The sequence below is a fragment of the Streptomyces lichenis genome (assembly GCF_023218175.1).
GTDB classification, from domain to species: Bacteria; Actinomycetota; Actinomycetes; order Streptomycetales; family Streptomycetaceae; genus Streptomyces; species Streptomyces lichenis.
Window position 1 is genome coordinate 220,604 of record NZ_JALPTH010000005.1, and the last position, 15,456, is coordinate 236,059.

7 protein-coding genes and 1 pseudogene are annotated in these 15,456 nt (G+C 75.3%); all 8 read right to left on the reverse strand.

Going from position 1 to position 15,456, the window contains the following annotated elements:
* Positions 1-648 precede the first annotated feature (648 nt).
* Positions 649-2,472: a GMC oxidoreductase gene (locus M1O15_RS07465; protein ID WP_248632455.1), complete on the reverse strand. Its 1,824-nt coding sequence runs from the start codon at positions 2,470-2,472 to the stop codon at positions 649-651.
* Positions 2,473-2,529: 57 nt separating this feature from the next.
* A complete protein-coding gene (locus M1O15_RS07470) occupies positions 2,530-4,197 on the reverse strand; it encodes a succinic semialdehyde dehydrogenase (RefSeq protein WP_248632456.1) in 1,668 nt (555 codons plus the stop codon).
* 103 nt (positions 4,198-4,300) lie between these two features.
* Complete coding sequence (locus M1O15_RS07475; protein ID WP_372499381.1) at positions 4,301-5,854, reverse strand: serine/threonine-protein kinase; 1,554 nt, start codon at positions 5,852-5,854, stop codon at positions 4,301-4,303.
* A gap of 484 nt (positions 5,855-6,338) precedes the next feature.
* On the reverse strand, positions 6,339-9,347 hold the full coding sequence (locus tag M1O15_RS07480; protein WP_248632457.1) for a serine/threonine kinase C-terminal domain-containing protein: 3,009 nt from the start codon (positions 9,345-9,347) through the stop codon (positions 6,339-6,341).
* Between the two features lie 307 nt (positions 9,348-9,654).
* A complete protein-coding gene (locus M1O15_RS07485; RefSeq protein WP_248632458.1) occupies positions 9,655-12,366 on the reverse strand; it encodes a serine/threonine-protein kinase in 2,712 nt (903 codons plus the stop codon).
* Between the two features lie 304 nt (positions 12,367-12,670).
* Positions 12,671-12,847 carry an alpha/beta fold hydrolase gene (locus M1O15_RS07490; RefSeq protein ID WP_248632556.1) on the reverse strand — a complete coding sequence of 59 codons (177 nt, stop codon included), beginning with the start codon at positions 12,845-12,847 and terminating at the stop codon, positions 12,671-12,673.
* A gap of 52 nt (positions 12,848-12,899) precedes the next feature.
* A pseudogene (locus M1O15_RS07495) lies at positions 12,900-13,463 on the reverse strand (alpha/beta fold hydrolase); the annotation flags it as partial.
* A 55-nt stretch (positions 13,464-13,518) separates the two neighbouring features.
* Entirely contained in the window at positions 13,519-15,225 is a 1,707-nt protein-coding gene (locus tag M1O15_RS07500; protein ID WP_248632459.1) for a glycerol-3-phosphate dehydrogenase/oxidase, read from the reverse strand.
* Positions 15,226-15,456: the final 231 nt, after the last annotated feature.

Consider the following 15,456-nt stretch of genomic DNA (forward strand, 5'->3'; position numbering starts at 1 on the left):
GACCGCCCGGGACCGGCCTTCGTTGGTCGGGGTGTCCGTGTCAGCCAGGGGCGGGCCGCCAGAAACCACGCGTGGCTTCGCTGGGGCGTGTGGCGTACCTCCTGGTACGCCGTGGGACCTCGCCTCAGCGTGCGTGACCGGACGGCAGGGGACAGCAGCCCGGTCACCCAAAGAGCGGCCGGTTCCAGGGACGCCCGGAACCGGCCGCATCGGGTCCCTCCCCGACCCGCACACCCGTCCCGTACACCCCGTCCCACACCAGCTCAGCAGCACCGCAGTCCAGCAGCACCCCGGCCCCGTCCCCCGGCCGGACCCCCGGAAGCACACCTCCCCGGCGGCGCCACCCCCCGCGCCGCCGCACCGGGCACCGCCGCCGCCCTGTCGCCGGCGCCCGGACCCGAGGGGCCCGTGGAGCCCGCGAGAGCGGCGCCCACGGGCCCCTCGGCATGTTCCGGGCCCACTCCACAGCGAGTGTGACGCAGACCACACCGGGTTTCCCTCGGCGGGTGGGCAACCGTTCACACCACTCACAGGTCATGCATACGACACAAAGGCCACACCCGTGACCACACGCGGGCGGCCGGAAGGCGCTGCACTCGGAGGGGGGTGCAGCGCCTTCGTCGTATCCGAGCGGCCTCCGGGACGCTCTCAGGCCTTCGGCGGGACGGTCGGGATGCCGAGGAACGGCAACCGCAGCGCGCCGAAGGCGTCCGCCGGGACGGTGGGCGACACGGGTTCGACCGGCGCGATCCGGGCGTACGCCTCGCCCTGGCGCGGGCGCGGGTCCTCCTCGTCCTTGTTCGGCCAGAAGGACATGGCCCGCTCGGCCTGCGCGGTGATGGTCAGCGACGGGTTGACGCCGAGGTTGGCGGAGATCGCGGCGCCGTCCACCACGAAGATCCCGGGGTGCCCGTGGACCCGGTGGTACGGGTCGATGACACCGTCCTCGGCGGTGGCGCCGATCACGCAGCCGCCGAGGAAGTGCGCGGTCAGCGGGGTGCCCATCAGCTCCCCGACGTTGGAGCCGGCGAAGCCGTTGATCTCCTCGGCGAGCAGGGTGGCGGCCCGGGTGCCCTCGGCGATCTGCTTGGGATTGGGCGCGCCATGGCCCTGGCGGGCGGTCAGCAGGCCCTTTCCGACCCCGCCCCGCTTGCGGTGGGTGGTCAGCGAGTTGTCCACCGACTGCATCACCAGACCGATGATCGTCTTCTCCGACCAGCGGTGGTTGGAGAGGGAGCGCACCGTCAGCCAGGGGTGCCGGGCCACGTTCTTCAGCCAGGCGGCCACCCGCCGCTCGGCGAAGGGCACCTGGAGGATGGAGAGCGAGCCCATCGCGTTGGAGCCCTTGCCGTAGCGGACCGGCTCGATATGGGTGTTCCCGTCCGGGTGGATGGACGAGGTGATGGCGACGCCCCGGGTGAAGTCGGCCTTCGGGTGGCCGTGGCGCTTGCGGTAGCGGCGGTCGGAGGTCTGCGAGCCGACCAGCGCCTCGGAGTTGGTACGGGTCAGCTCGCCGAGGCGGTCCGAGATCCGCGGCAGCAGCCCGCGGTCCTTCATGGTGTGCAGCAGGGTCTGGGTGCCGTAGGTGCCGGCGGCGACGATCACGTACCGGCTGCGCAGCACCCGCGGGGCGGCCTTGCGGCGGCGCTGGGTGGGCACCACCGAGACGCGGTAGCCGGTGCCCGAGGGGTCCTCGGTGACGGCGGTGACGGTGGTCATCGGGTGGATGACCGCACCGGCCCGCTCGGCGAGGTGGAGGTAGTTCTCGGTGAGGTTGTTCTTGGCGCCGTGCCGGCAGCCGGTCATGCACTCGCCGCACTCGGTGCAGGCCCGGCGGGCGGGACCGGCGCCGCCGAAGTACGGGTCGGGGACCTCCCGGCCGGGCCGCGCCTTCACGCCCTCGGCACCGTCCGCGTCCTTGCCGTCGCCGAAGAAGACGCCGACCGGGGCCAGATGGAAGGTGTCGCCCACGCCCATCGCCTCGGCGGCCGCCTTGAGGTGGACGTCGGAGGGCGTCATCGTCGGGTTGAGCCGCACCCCCAGCATCCGCTTGGCCTGGTCGTAGTACGGGGCCAGCTCCTCCTGCCAGTCGGTGATGGACGCCCACTGCCGGTCCTGGAAGAAAGCCGGCGGCGGTACGTAGAGGGTGTTGGCGTAGTTGAGCGAGCCGCCGCCGACCCCGGCTCCGGCCAGCACCATCACATTGCCCAGCAGATGGACCCGCTGGAGCCCGTACAGCCCGAGGGCCGGGGCCCACAGGTAGTTGCGCAGGTCCCAGGAGGTCCGGGGCAGGGTGGCGGGCGTGAAGCGGCGGCCGGCCTCCAGGACGCCGACGCGGTAGCCCTTCTCGGTCAGCCGGAGAGCCGAGACCGAGCCGCCGAAACCCGAGCCGACGACGAGGACGTCGTAGTCGTCACCGGCTTCCTGGTCGCCGGTGTCTTCCTGGTCGCGGGCAGGGGTGACCTGAGGCATGGCGCTCCTCGTACCGGAGGGAGTGAAGGGGAGGGAGAGAAGGGGGAGGGGTGGGGGTCAGCGGAAGCGGAGGGCCTTCATCACCCGCAGTCCGCGGGTCATCAGGGCCGCGTACGCCTCGTCGTCCATACCGAAGGCCGGGGCGAGCGGGAGCAGCCGCTGCTGTGCCACGGTCTGGGCCTCGGTGTACTTGAGGATGCCCTCGGAGCCGTGCCGGCGGCCGAGGCCGGAGTCCTTCATTCCGCCCATCGGCGACTGGACGCTGCCGTAGGCGGGCGCGTACCCCTCGTTGATGTTGACCGTGCCGGTGCGCAGCCGGGCGGCGATGGTGTGGCCGCGGGCCGAGTCGCGGGTCCAGACGGAGGCGTTGAGCCCGTACGCGGTGGCGTTGGCGCGCTCGACGACCTCGTCCTCGTCGCGGAAGCGGTAGACGGAGACGACCGGGCCGAAGGTCTCCTCGGAGCAGACGGCCATCGGCTCCTGGACGCCGTCCAGGATGGTCGGCTCGTAGAACAGCGGGCCGATGTCGGGGCGGGCGGTGCCGCCGGCGACGAGTACGGCGCCCTTGGCGACGGCCTCCTCGACGTGCCGGTTGACGGTCTCCAGCTGGCGCTCGCCGACCAGTGAGCCCATGTCCGCCCCGTACGCCAGGGAGTTGCCGAGCCGCATGGCCCTGGTCCGGGCGGCGAACCGCTCCACGAAGTCGTCGGCGACGGACTCGTGGACGTACAGCCGCTCGATGGAGATGCAGAGCTGACCGGCGGAGGAGAAGCAGGCGCGCACGGCGCCCGCCGCGGCCTTCTCGACGTCGGCGTCGTGCAGGACCAGCATGGCGTTCTTGCCGCCGAGTTCGAGCGATACGCCGACCAGCCGGGCGGCGGCGCCCTGGGCGACCTCGCGGCCGGTGCGGGTGGAGCCGGTGAACGAGACGTAGTCCGCGTGCCGGACCACCTCGGGCCCGACCACCGGGCCCTCGCCCAGCACGACCTGGAACACCTCCTCCGGCAGCCCGGCCTCGATCAGCAGCTCACGCGCCCACAAGGCGGTCAGCGCGGTCTCGGTGTCCGGCTTCATGACGACCGCGTTGCCGGCGACGAAGGCGGGCAGGGCGTCGCCGACGGACAGCTCCAGCGGGTAGTTCCAGGGGGCGATCTGGCCCACCACCCCGCGCGGCTGGCGCAGTTCGGTCACCTTGGTGAGGGTGGGCAGCACCCCGGTGTGGCGGCGGGGCCTGAGGTACGCGGCGGCCCGGCGGCCGTAGTGGCGGGCGGCCACGGCGACGGCCTGGATCTCCTCATGGGCGTGCAGCCGGGCCTTGCCGGTCTCCAGCTGGACCAGGTCCAGGCCCTCGGCCTGCCGCTGGAGGACCAGGTCGTGGAAGCGGAGCAGCACCGCGGCACGGTCCCGCACTGGCGTGGCCGCCCACACCCGCTGGGCGGTGCGGGCCCGGTCGAAGGCCTCCGCGACGTCCTCGGGGGTGGACTCGGGCAGCTCGGCCAGCCGCTCCCCGGTGAACGGGGTGTGGTTGGCGGTACGTCCGGAGCCGACGACCCCGCGGGTGAGCCGGGCGACCAGATCGGGGGTGACCACGTCGGCGGCGGTGCGCGCCCCGGCCGGTGCCGGGGCGACCGGGTTGGTCCCACCGCCCGGCCCCTGGGCCGCCTGGCCCGGCCCGGTGGCCGTCGCGCCCGCCCGGGCGCCCTTCGCGGCAGTCGTGTCCGTCATGGGGCCGAGGGTATGCCGGAAGGCGGCACTTCGGTACCCGCCGGTAACAGCTTTTCACCGACCGCCCCCACCCCGCCAGCGTTCACTGGCACATAAGGCCTGATCAGGGGCGTTGGGGCGGCTTGACGGTGTGGGGGACGTCTTGGCCCGTCCGCGGGCGCCAGGGCGGGGTGGACGGCTCGGGGGCGGGTGAGGTGGTGGCCGTACGCCGGTCCCCGCCCCCGCCCTCCCCGTCATGGCCCCGCAGCAGCAGGACTCCCGCGGCCCCCAGCCCGGCCAGGGCCACCAGCAGCGCGGCGGCGATCAGCGGCGCCCGGACCGGGATACGGGGGTGGGGCCGCCCGAAGGGATCCCGGAAGGGGCGGCGGGCGGCGGCCCCGTGCGGGGATCCGCCGATGGCGGAGGGCCACGGTCCGGGCCCGGAGCGGGACCTGGGCCCCGAAGGGCCGGGCCGTCGGCGTACGGGCCGGGCGGGCGGCGCCGCGTCCCACGGACCCGGACGGGCGGGGTCGGGACGGGAGGGGCCGCGGCGGTGCTCACCGTGGGCGGGGTGGCCGTGCCCGGAGGGCCCGTGGAGGGACGAGTCCGGCGGCACCGCGTCGGCGCGGTCGTGCGGCGGCGCCCCCTCGAACGCACCGCCCTCGGACCCACCACCCTGGGACGCACCACCCTCCGGCGAATCCCCCTCCGGAGGACCCCCCTGCGGCGGAAGGCCTTCCGGCCGACCACCGTCCGGCACGGCGCCCTCCAGCGGGGAGCCTTCGGCGCCGGTTGCCAGGGTGCCGAGCGGCAGGGTGCCGCCCGGCAGGCGGTACCCGGGCGCCTCGCCCGCGCCCTCCGCGTACGACCGCAGCAGCCGCTCGGCCTCCGCGCCGCCCATCCGGCGGTCCGGATCGCGCTGGAGCAGCCCGCGCACCACCGGCAGCAGCGGTCCGGCCGCCGCGGGTGGGCGGATGTCCTCCTCGACCACCGCGTGCAGCACCCCGCCCAGCGAGTCCCGGTGGAACGGCGACTGGCCGGTCAGCGCCGCGCACAGCAGCGCGCCCAGCGACCACAGATCGCTGGCCGGCCCGGCCTGGGCGCCCCGCATCCGCTCCGGAGCGGTGTACTCGGGCGAACCGACGAACATCCCCACCTCGGTGATCGTGGTGGACCCGGCGAGCTGGGCGATGCCGAAGTCGGTGAGCACCACCCGGCCGGTGCCCTCCTCCAGCAGGACGTTGGCCGGCTTCAGATCGCGGTGCAGCACCCCGAGGGCATGCGCGGCGCGCAGGGCGCTCAGCAGCGCGAGCCCCAGCCGGGCCGCCTCCCTCGGGGCGAGCGGGCCGCGCCGTGCCAGCCGCCGGGCCAGCGAACCGCCCTCCACCAGTTCCATCACGATGTACGGGACGCTGTCCTCCTCCACCACATCGTGGACGCAGACGATATGGGGGTGGTGGACCCGGGCGATGGCGCGGGCCTCCCGCAGCGAGGAGGAAGCGGCGGCGCCCGGGTCCGCGTCGAGCTGGAGCTCGTCCAGATGAAGCTCCTTCACGGCGACGCGCCGGCCGAGCAGTTCGTCGTACGCCCGCCAGACCGTGCCCATTCCACCGCGCCCGAGGCGCGCCTCCAGCCGGTAACGTCCGGCGATCCGCCGCTGCTGCCGAGGTCCGGACACGGCACATCCCCTCTGCTCGCGTCCGCCACCGGGCCCCCGGAAAATGTCCGGAACAGGTCCAGGACAGCTCCCGGGCAGGCCCGGAACGGCTCCGAAACGTATCCGGAACGGATCCCGGTGAGGTCCGGAACGGCCCCGAAACGGCTCCGGGTCGGGTCCGGGCCGGGTCGGGAACGGATCCGGGGACCCTCTCCGTGCGGCCCGCGGGCCCGCGCCCCGCCCGCCCCCGGGTGGGGTTACGCGGACGGCCTTCAGGTGAGCGACGAACAACGTGTACGGGTGCGGTGGGCCCGCCGTTCCCGCGCCGGACCGGTCGAGAGAGCCGGAGGCCGCCGGACGGACACCCGCCGGAGCGACCCGGGCGGCTCCCCCGTCCCCGTACCCGCACGGGATCACGCCGACACCGGGGGCACCCCAGCGCATCCGCCCGAATGGCGCGAACCCGACGGTCGCGCGCCGGGCCCTCCGGGCCGGACGGCGGCCGTCAGCGGGTGGAGCGGTAGGCGGTGACGGCCTGCTGGTAGATCTCGGACACCTTGTCGCGCTGGCTCTCCGGGCCGATCACCTGCACCACGTGGTAGCGCTCGCCGACGATGAGCGCCAGATTGCGCACGTACACCTCGCGACCGCTACCGTCGGTCCAGGTGAACTGGCCCTCCGCGGTGGCCTGGCGGCCCACGTCCACCCGGCGCAGGCCGGTGGCGGTCGCCCAGGTGGAGTCCCGCCAGGGCTGGAGCTCGCGCTCCCGGGTGCGCTGGTACTCCAGCGGATCGCCGCCGGCCGACTGCACGGTGTCGCGGCCGGGGACGACGATCAGGGTGAAGTCCCCGCCGGTGTAGCGGACCTGGCCGGCGTCGTTGATCGGGCTGCGCTGCCAGCTCTTGTCCACCCCGATCCGGAAGCCCTCGGCGTCGTCGCGGACCGCGTAGCCGTCGGCGAGTTCGGGGCCGCCGCCGGGCGGGACGGTGTTGGTGGAGGGCGCCTGGCCGCCGTCGGTGGACGGGTCGGCCGGGGCCGGGTCACCGCCCGGGCCCGGCGCGGTCGCGGAGCCGGAGGCTGAAACGGAGGGGGAGGGTCCGGGGGTGGGCGGGGCGGCGGACTGCCCGTTGCCGCTGTTCTCGGTCTGCCCCGCCCTGGGCATGAACGCCACCGCGTACGCGATGGCCGCGGCCAGCAGCAGCAGGACGAGCAGCAGCAGAAGGCGGCCGAGCGAGCGGGGGCTGCCGCCGCCGCTCGCGGCCTTGTCCGGCCGGCGCTCCCGAGCGGGGCGCGGCAGGGGCGCGGTGGTCTCGACGGGTGCGGCGGCCGCCGTCCGGGAGGCGGCCCGGGCCTTGCGGTGGGCGCCCGCCTGGGCCCGGCCCGCCCGCCTCCGCCGCACCAGCTCGCCCCGGCGGCGTACCACCGGCAGCCGGCCGGCGTCGACGGACGGCATCGGTACGAGATGGGCCCCGGCCTCCGGTTCGGGCGCCGAGCGGACGAGCGAGCGCAACCAGCCGCGCAGCTCCTCCACATCGGGCCGCTCGGTGGCGTCCTGGCGCAGCAGCGACTCGACCACCGGGCGCAGCGGGCCGCACTCCTCGGCGAACGCGGGCGGCTCGGAGCAGACCATCTGCACCAGCTCGGCGGCGTTCTCCTCCGGGTAGGGGGCGTGCCCCTGGACCGCGCGGTAGAGCAGGGCGCCGAGCGCCCAGAGGTCGGTGGAGGGCCCGACCGGCGGGGCCAGCTGCCAGGTGCCGTGCACCGGTCCGGCCTGTTCGGGCGCCCAGCGCTCGGTGACCGGGCCGACCACCGCGATCCGGGTCTGTCGGGCGCGCTCGGCGGCCAGCGGGGTCTCCGGGCCGCGGTAGCGGGGCGGGGCCGCCGGTCCGTCCCCGTGGGGAGAGTCCGGAGACGGCTCCCGGGCGGCGGCGGTACGGGAGGAGGCCGCGGCGGCCGGTACGGGCAGCCGGGGCTGCTCCCGCCGGGCGTCGGCCCGCAGCGCGTCCCGGGTGCCGTACGGGGAGCGGCTCTGGCCGGATGACCCGGACGGCTTGTAGCGGTCGTACGGGGAGCGGCCGCCGCCCGCGGGCACGGATCCGCCGCGTCCGGTGCCGCCGGGGCCGTCGTTCCAGACTCCGGCCAGATGGGCGCGCCGGGGCGGCTCCTGCTCCGGGCCGGGCCCCTCGTCCGGCTGCCGGTAGGGCCGGGCCCCATAGGGCTCGTCCCCGTAGCCCTCCGCCCCGTACGGCCGGGTCCCGTAAGCCGGGTCCTGGCCTTCGTCCTCGTCGTCGTCCTCGTCATCGGCGAGCGCGGGGTCATGGGACCACCACCGCGGTTCCGCGTCCCCGGCCCCAGCGGCGTAAGGCGGAGTGCCGCTGGGTGGCAGGGCGCGTGCGCCGGTGTCCTCCGGGGCGGGCGGAAGCGAGAGCGAGGCCCGGGCCTCGGCCGCGCGGGCGGCGGCCCGGGTACCGGCGCTGTAGGCGGCGATGGCGCCGGCCCGGGAGGCCCGGGCGTCCGGCACCACGGGTGGCGGCACCGGCTCGCCCGGCGGCTGGTCCGGCCGCTCCCCCGGCCGGGGCACCGGCTCGGCGCCGCGACTCTGCGGCAGCGCCGGCTCGTAGCCCGGGGCGAGCGCGGGCAGCGCGGGCGCGGCGGAGGCGTCCACCTCGTCGTAACCGCCGCGGTCCCCGTAGCGGTACCCGTACGCGTACTGCCGCTGGTGGCCGCCCGCGCCGCCGGACGCCTCCGGCGGGGAGCCCGGGGCCTCCTCGTCGTAGCCCTCATCCCCCTCAGCGGCGATCGGGCCGTCGTCACCGTCCGTCCCGCCCTGGTACTCCGCGCCGTCCGCGAAATCCTCGTAGCCCTCGTAGCCCTCGTCGTTCTGGTCGTCCTGGTCGGGCAGGGGGTCGTAGCCGCAGAGCGCCTCCTCGGCGGCGCCCGCGGCGAGCCCGGTGAGCACCACCCGGCCGTCGTCGCAGACCAGCACCGTCTGGGCGGTGACATTGCGGTGCGTCCAGCCGTGGGCGTGCAGCGCGCGGAGCGCGGTGAGCACCTCGGAGCCGATCTCGGCGGCGCGGTAGGGGGTGAGCGGCTGCTGGTCGAGCAGCGAGGCCAGGGAGCGGGCGGCCACCAGTTCGCTCACTATCCACAGCGAGCCCCCCTCGGCGAACACGTCGAAGACCTGGTCGAGCCGGGGGTGGTCGGGGATCTGGGCGGCGGCCTGCGCGGCCTCGACGGCCCGGCGCACAAAGGGGTCGGTGGGGCGGCGGACCGCCTGGTCCGGACGGGGGGCGGACGGGCCGCGGTCCGGACGGCGGGTGCCCGGCTCGTCGGCGTCCAGCACCTCCGCGTCCACGATCTCCGGCAGCGGGAGCCGGCGGATCATCACTTCCTGGCCGCTGTAGGTGTCGAAGGCGCGCGTGGCGACGGGCTCCTGCTCGTACCCGTACTCGTCCTGGGGTGGCAGCGGAAGGCGGTAGCGGTCGGCCAGCACCCTGCCCGCGTACTCGTCCACGACGCCGCCTCCCCACGGACCTCGTCCTCCGGCCACCGCGGTGCGGCGGGTCCGGCTCCTGGGATCCGGTTACCCGGACCCGGCCACCCCAGATCGTAGGCAACCGTCAGATTCGGTCGCCGGCCGAGCAGTTGTCGAGCATGTGTCGAACAGTTGCGGACCGACCCGAGGGGCTGTCCGGCTGCGTACGGTCTTCGGACTCTCACGATACGTGCCCCGGACCGTCCTCGGGCGCGATCCGGCGGTCCCACCGGACCCCCGGAGCTGAAGCCCCCTCAGCTCTTCGGGGCCTCAGCCCTTGGGGGCCTCAGCCCTTGGGGGTGAAGCTCGCGAAGGCCGTCTCCCGGAGCGTGGTGCACTCCTTGCCGCCCCACTCGGCGACCGGGCAGCTGATCATGATCGAGTAGCCGCGCCCGGCGTCCACCTTGAAGCCCCGGTTCAGCACCCGGACCCGCTCGCCGTTCTCGTCCCGCTCGAACTGCCAGTCGGCGACCGTCGGGTAGCCCTTGTAGTCGACCTTGGCTATGCCGATGTGGCGGTAGCCGCTGCTGGTGGCCGCCACCCCGGCGCGGGCGAGGTTCCACGCCAGTGCGGCGTCCCCCTTCGGGTCGCCGGTGAAGTCGACCTGGACGCGCGGGTAGGCGGAGGCGCCCCAGAACTTGCCGCCCGAGTTCTGCCCGGCTATCCCCTTCAGGGAGAAGTCCTTGGGCATGCCCATGCTGAAGCGGAAGGTGTCGTTGGAGACCGTGGTGTATCCCGCGGGCAGGCCGCCGGACGCGCCACCGGGCGTGCCGCCGTCGCCACCGGTGCCGGGGGTGCCGCCGTCCTCGGGCTGGTCACCGCCGGAGGCGTCCGGAGTGGGCCCGCCGCCGGGCTGCCCGCCCTTGCCCTCGTCCTTGCCGTCGTCCTTGCCGTCCGTCTTGCCGTCGTTCTCGCCCTGGCCCGTGCCGTTCCCGGACGCGCCGGTGGGCTCGACCTCCGACCCGGCCGAGGCGGTGCGGTCGGCACCGGGGCCGCCCTGGCCCTTGGTGCCCGGATCGTCGCCGCCGGCGGCGATGACGGCCACGATCGCGGCGATCACCAGGACGACCACGACCGCGATGACCACCAGGGTCCGGCGCGACACCACATCGGTCAGCGGGGCCCGCGGCGGGACCGCCGGCCCCCGGCCCTCGGACGCGGTCACACCGGTGCCGGTCCCGGCGGCGGTGGTACGGGAACGAGCGCCGGAGTCCTGCCGGTTCGCCGAGGTGGCAGCGGCCGCGTTCCGTACGGAGCGCAGCGCGCCGCGCATCCGCTCGGCCGCCGCCTCGGTCGCCGGCCGCTCGGCCCCGGTCGCCCCGGCTGCTGCGGCGGCTCCGGCCGTCCGCGAGCCGGTCCGGTCGCCGCCCCGGGTCCGCTTCTCGCGCTTCTCCAGCGGTGCGGGCCGCGCGGGAGGCAGCGGAACGACCCGGGTGGCCTCCGGTGAGGCCTCCTCCACGGCCGCCGGCTCGGGGGCCCGGATCACCGCCTGGAGCAGCGCCCGCGCCCCGGCGTCGTCCAGCCGCTTGGCCGCGTCCTTCTCCAGCAGGCCGTAGATGACCTCGGTCAGCGGGCCGGCGTTCTTCGGCGGGTCGAGCTGCTCGGTCATCACCGCGGTGAGCGTGGCGATGGCGGAGCCCTTGTCGTACGGCGGGCAGCCCTCGACGCTCGCGTACAGCAGGCCGCCCAGCGACCACATGTCCGCCGCGGGGCCGGGCTTGTGACCGCGGGCCCGCTCCGGGGAGATGTACGAGGGGGCGCCGACGAGCATGCCGGTGGAGGTGATGGAGGGGTCGCCCTCGACCTGGGCGATGCCGAAGTCGGTGAGGACGACCCGGCCGTCCGCGCCGATCAGCACATTGGACGGCTTCACGTCCCGGTGCAGGATGCCCTCGCGGTGGGCGGAGCGCAGCACGTCCAGGACCGCGAGGCCCACCTCGGCGGCGCGCTTCGGAGTGAGGAGGCCGTCCTCGCGCACCGCGTCCGCCAGGGACTTGCCCTCGATCAACTCCATGACGATCCACGGGCGGTCGTCCTCGTCCACGACGTCGTAGACGGTGACCGCGCCGTTGTTGCGGATCCGGGCGATCGCCTTGGCCTCGCGGAGGGTGCGGGTGATCAGACGGCGCTTCTCCTCCTCGTCGATGCTGTTGGGGAAGCGCAGTTCCTTGACTGCCACCGTGCGGCCCAGCGTCTCGTCCACGGCCCGCCATACGGTGCCCATGCCGCCTCGGCCGAGCACACCGTCGAGCCGGTACCGCCCGGCCAGCAGCCGACCGCCGTTGCCACTGCCACTGCCGTGGCTGCCGGTGCTGCCGCTGCCGGATCGGCTGCCGCTGCCCGAGCGGCCGCCTGACGACCCGGCACCGTCCTTGCCGCCCGTGCCCTTGGGCAGGTCCTTGGCCTGGTCCTGCCGGGCCTGGGCCTTGGCCGCGTCGGTGGCCGCGCCGGTCTCGCCGCCCTGCCTGGCGCCGACCTCCTTGGCACCGGCCTCCTTGGCACCGGCCTCCTTGGCGGGGCCGTCCTCCTGGGCGGAGCTCCCCGGCTTGCGGGTCGGCACCCGGTCGGCGGGCTTGGCGGGCGACGCCTCGTCACCGGCACCACCGGCCGCCGTCTCCTTGGTGAACTCCTTGGTGGTCCGCGGCCCTTCAGCGGTCTTCGCGTCGGCGGGCGTGCCGTCGGCGTTCTCGCCGTCGGCGTTCCGGCCATCGGTGGGCTTGGCGTCGGTGGGCTCGGCCTGCCCGGGCTTGACGCCGCCGTCAGCAGCCGCCTGGGACCCGGCCGCCGCATCGGGCCGCTCGGTTCCCTTGTCCGGACCCGGGGTTGGCCTGTCCCGTCCCGGGGTTGACGTGTCCGCCCCCGGGGTTGGCTTGTCCGGCTTCGGGCCCGTCTCCGCGGCCGGCTGGCCGGAACCCGCCGGTGGCCTGTCCGACCGCGCCTCGGCGGCGTCCGCGCCGCTCGGGGCCCCGTCCGCCTCCTTGGCCGCGCCGAGCTTCATCGTGGAGTCCCCGGCCGGCTGGGCACCCCGAGGAGAGGGGACCCGCCCTGCCTCGTCCGTGGCCGGCGTGCCCTTGTCCCGCTGAGGTTCCCGAGCCGCCCTGCGCGACTGCTCCGCTCCCGACATGCGTCCCCTCTGCGATCCTTGTTCCTCGCCCGCGCCTACCGCGTCCGCGCGACGCGGTAACCCGCCCTGGAAGAAACTCCATTGTCACCCACTCCGGGACCGGCGGCGCCTCCGGGTCCGTCAGCTTCCGGGTACGACCGGCACATCCGCCCCCTGTTCACCCTCGGCCGCCCCCGCCTCACTCGATGGATATGCCCAACGCCTCGGCCACCCGCCCCGGTTCGAGCAGTGGGACGAGATGGTAGGCGCCCGCCGGCAATCGGAAGCGGGCCCGCGGCAGCGCGGCGGCCATGTCCGCCATGGCCTCGGCGCTCGCCACCCGGTCGTGCTCGGCGCCGAGGAGGAGGGTGGGCAACCGTGAGGGTGCGCAGCTCCTCCAGGGCGTCGAAGTCCGCGATCATCCGGAGCACCGACGCCCACACCGCCGGGTCCGCGGCCCGCGCGCGGGCCGCCGCGTACCGCACCTCCGGCAGGCCGGCCGCCACCGCCTCGGGCGGGAACCGGCGGGCCACGGCGGAGGCGACCGCGGCGGTGCCGGCCCGCTCCAGCAGCCGGGCCGCGTCAGGGAAGGCGGGGTAGGGGGTGGCCCGGGTGCACAGCAGGGTGAGCCGGCGGACGCGCCCCGGGGAACGCAGCGCGAACCGCTGTGCCACCTGTCCGCCGAAGGAGTGGCCGAGCAGCCGCGCCCGGTCGATCCCCAGCCGGTCCAGGAGGGCGGCGAGGTCGTCGGCGAGCTCCGCCACGGTCGCGGCGGGCGGGGCCCCGGCCGCGGACCCGTGCCCCCTGAGGTCGTAGCCGACCACCCGGGCGCCCGGACAGCAGAGGGACGAGCCCGTCCCAGCAGTGCCGGTCCAGCGGCGTCCCGTGCACCAGGACCAGCGGCTCGCCCGCGCCCTCGTCCCGCACGGTGGTGGCCCGGCCCCCGCCGCCACCGGTCCCGATCCGGCGTACGGCCATGGCCTCGCCCTCATCCGCTCGCCGCCCCCTGCCCTCCTCCCTTCTCTCCCCGCGGTGGAGCCCCTCTCCTTACAGCGGCACGATGTCCGGGGCGCCGAGGCGGGCGGCGTCCGCGGTGAGGTCGTCGGGCTGGCGCTGGGACTCCCGCTCGGCCTCCACCCGCTTCTCGTAGTGCTCCACCTCCCGGTCGATCTGCCCCTGGTCCCAGCCGAGCACCGGTGCCATCAGCTCGGCGCACTCGCGGGCGCAGCGGGTGCCCCGGTCGAAGGTCTCGATGGAGATGCGGGTACGCCGGGTCAGCACGTCGTCCAGGTGCCGGGCGCCCTCGTGCGAGGCGCCGTAGACCACCTCGGCGCGCAGGTAGTCGTCGGCGCCGCCGAGTGGCTCGCCCAGCTTGGGGTCGGCGGCGATCAGCTCCAGGACCTCCTCGGCCGAGGAGCCGTACCGGTTGAGCAGGTGCTCGACCCGGACCACATGCAGACCGGTGCGGGCGGCGATCCGGGCGCGGGCGTTCCACAGGGCGCGGTATCCCTCGGCGCCGATGAGCGGCACGTCCTCGGTGACGCAGGCCGCCACCCGGCTGTCCAGGCCGTGCACCGCGGCGTCCACCGCGTCCTTCGCCATCACCCGGTACGTCGTGTACTTGCCGCCCGCGACGACCACCAGACCGGGCACCGGATGGGCCACGGTGTGCTCGCGGGACAGCTTGCTGGTCGCCTCGGACTCGCCCGCCAGCAGGGGCCGCAGCCCGGCGTAGACGCCCTCCACGTCGTCCCGGGTGAGCGGGACCGCCAGCACGCTGTTGACGTGCTCCAGCAGGTAGTCGATGTCGGCGCTGGAGGCGGCCGGGTGCGCCTTGTCCAGGTCCCAGTCGGTGTCGGTGGTGCCGACGATCCAGTGCCGCCCCCAGGGGATGACGAAGAGGACGGACTTCTCGGTGCGCAGGATCAACCCGGTGGTGGAGTGGATGCGGTCCTTGGGCACCACCAGGTGGATGCCCTTGGAGGCGCGGACGTGGAACTGCCCGCGCTCGCCGATCAGCGCCTGGGTGTCGTCGGTCCACACCCCGGTGGCGTTGACCACCTGCTTGGCGCGCACCTCGTACTCGCCGCCCGCCTCCACGTCCTGCACCCGGGCGCCGACCACCCGCTCGCCCTCGCGGAGGAAGCCGATCACCCGGGCCCGGCTGGCGACCTGCGCCCCGTAGCTGGCGGCGGTGCGCACCAGGGCCGTGACGAACCGGGCGTCGTCCATCTGGGCGTCGTAATACTGCAGGGCGCCCACCAGCGCGTCCTTGCGCAGCGCGGGGGCGACCCGCAGCGCGTGCCGGCGGGAGAGGTGGCGGTGCATGGGCAGGCCGCGGCCGTGGCCCGAGGAGACCGACATCGCGTCGTACAGCGCGACGCCGGAACCGGCGTAGAGCCGCTCCCAGCCCTTGTGCTGGAGCGGGTAGAGGAAGGGCACCGGCTTGACCAGGTGCGGGGCCAGCCGCTCCAGCAGCAGTCCGCGCTCCTTCAGTGCCTCCCGGACCAGCGCGAAGTCCAGCATCTCCAGATAGCGCAGACCGCCGTGGATGAGCTTGCTGGACCGGCTGGAGGTGCCCGACGCCCAGTCGCGCGCCTCCACCAGGCCGGTCGCCAGGCCCCGGGTGGCCGCGTCGAGGGCCGTGCCCGCGCCCACCACCCCGGCGCCGATGACCAGCACGTCCAGCTCCCGATCGGCCATGGCCGCCAGCGCCTCCGCGCGCTCGGCGGGCCCCAGTGTCGCTGTCCTCACCGCTGCCTCCCGTCGTTCCCGGGTCGTCTTCGGTCCTGCCCGTCCTGCCCGGTCCTCACCGCGAGCCCCGGCGGCCACTTCTGTGCCCGCTCTGCCCGTCTGCCCGGTCCTGCCCGTCCGTCCCCCTGCCGACCGCCGTCCGCCGCCCGTCATCCGCATCCGCATCCGCATCCGCATCCGGCACCACGAGACACGGACGTCGGCCACCAGGTCACAGCTTCGATTCTGGCC

Excerpts from the sequence above, each read along its gene's own strand:
- M1O15_RS07465 (WP_248632455.1), bottom strand. The coding sequence starts at position 2,472 with ATGCCTCAGGTCACCCCTGCCCGCGACCAGGAAGACACCGGCGACCAG.
- M1O15_RS07470 (WP_248632456.1), bottom strand. The coding sequence starts at position 4,197 with ATGACGGACACGACTGCCGCGAAGGGCGCCCGGGCGGGCGCGACGGCC.
- M1O15_RS07485 (WP_248632458.1), bottom strand. The coding sequence starts at position 12,366 with ATGAAGCTCGGCGCGGCCAAGGAGGCGGACGGGGCCCCGAGCGGCGCG.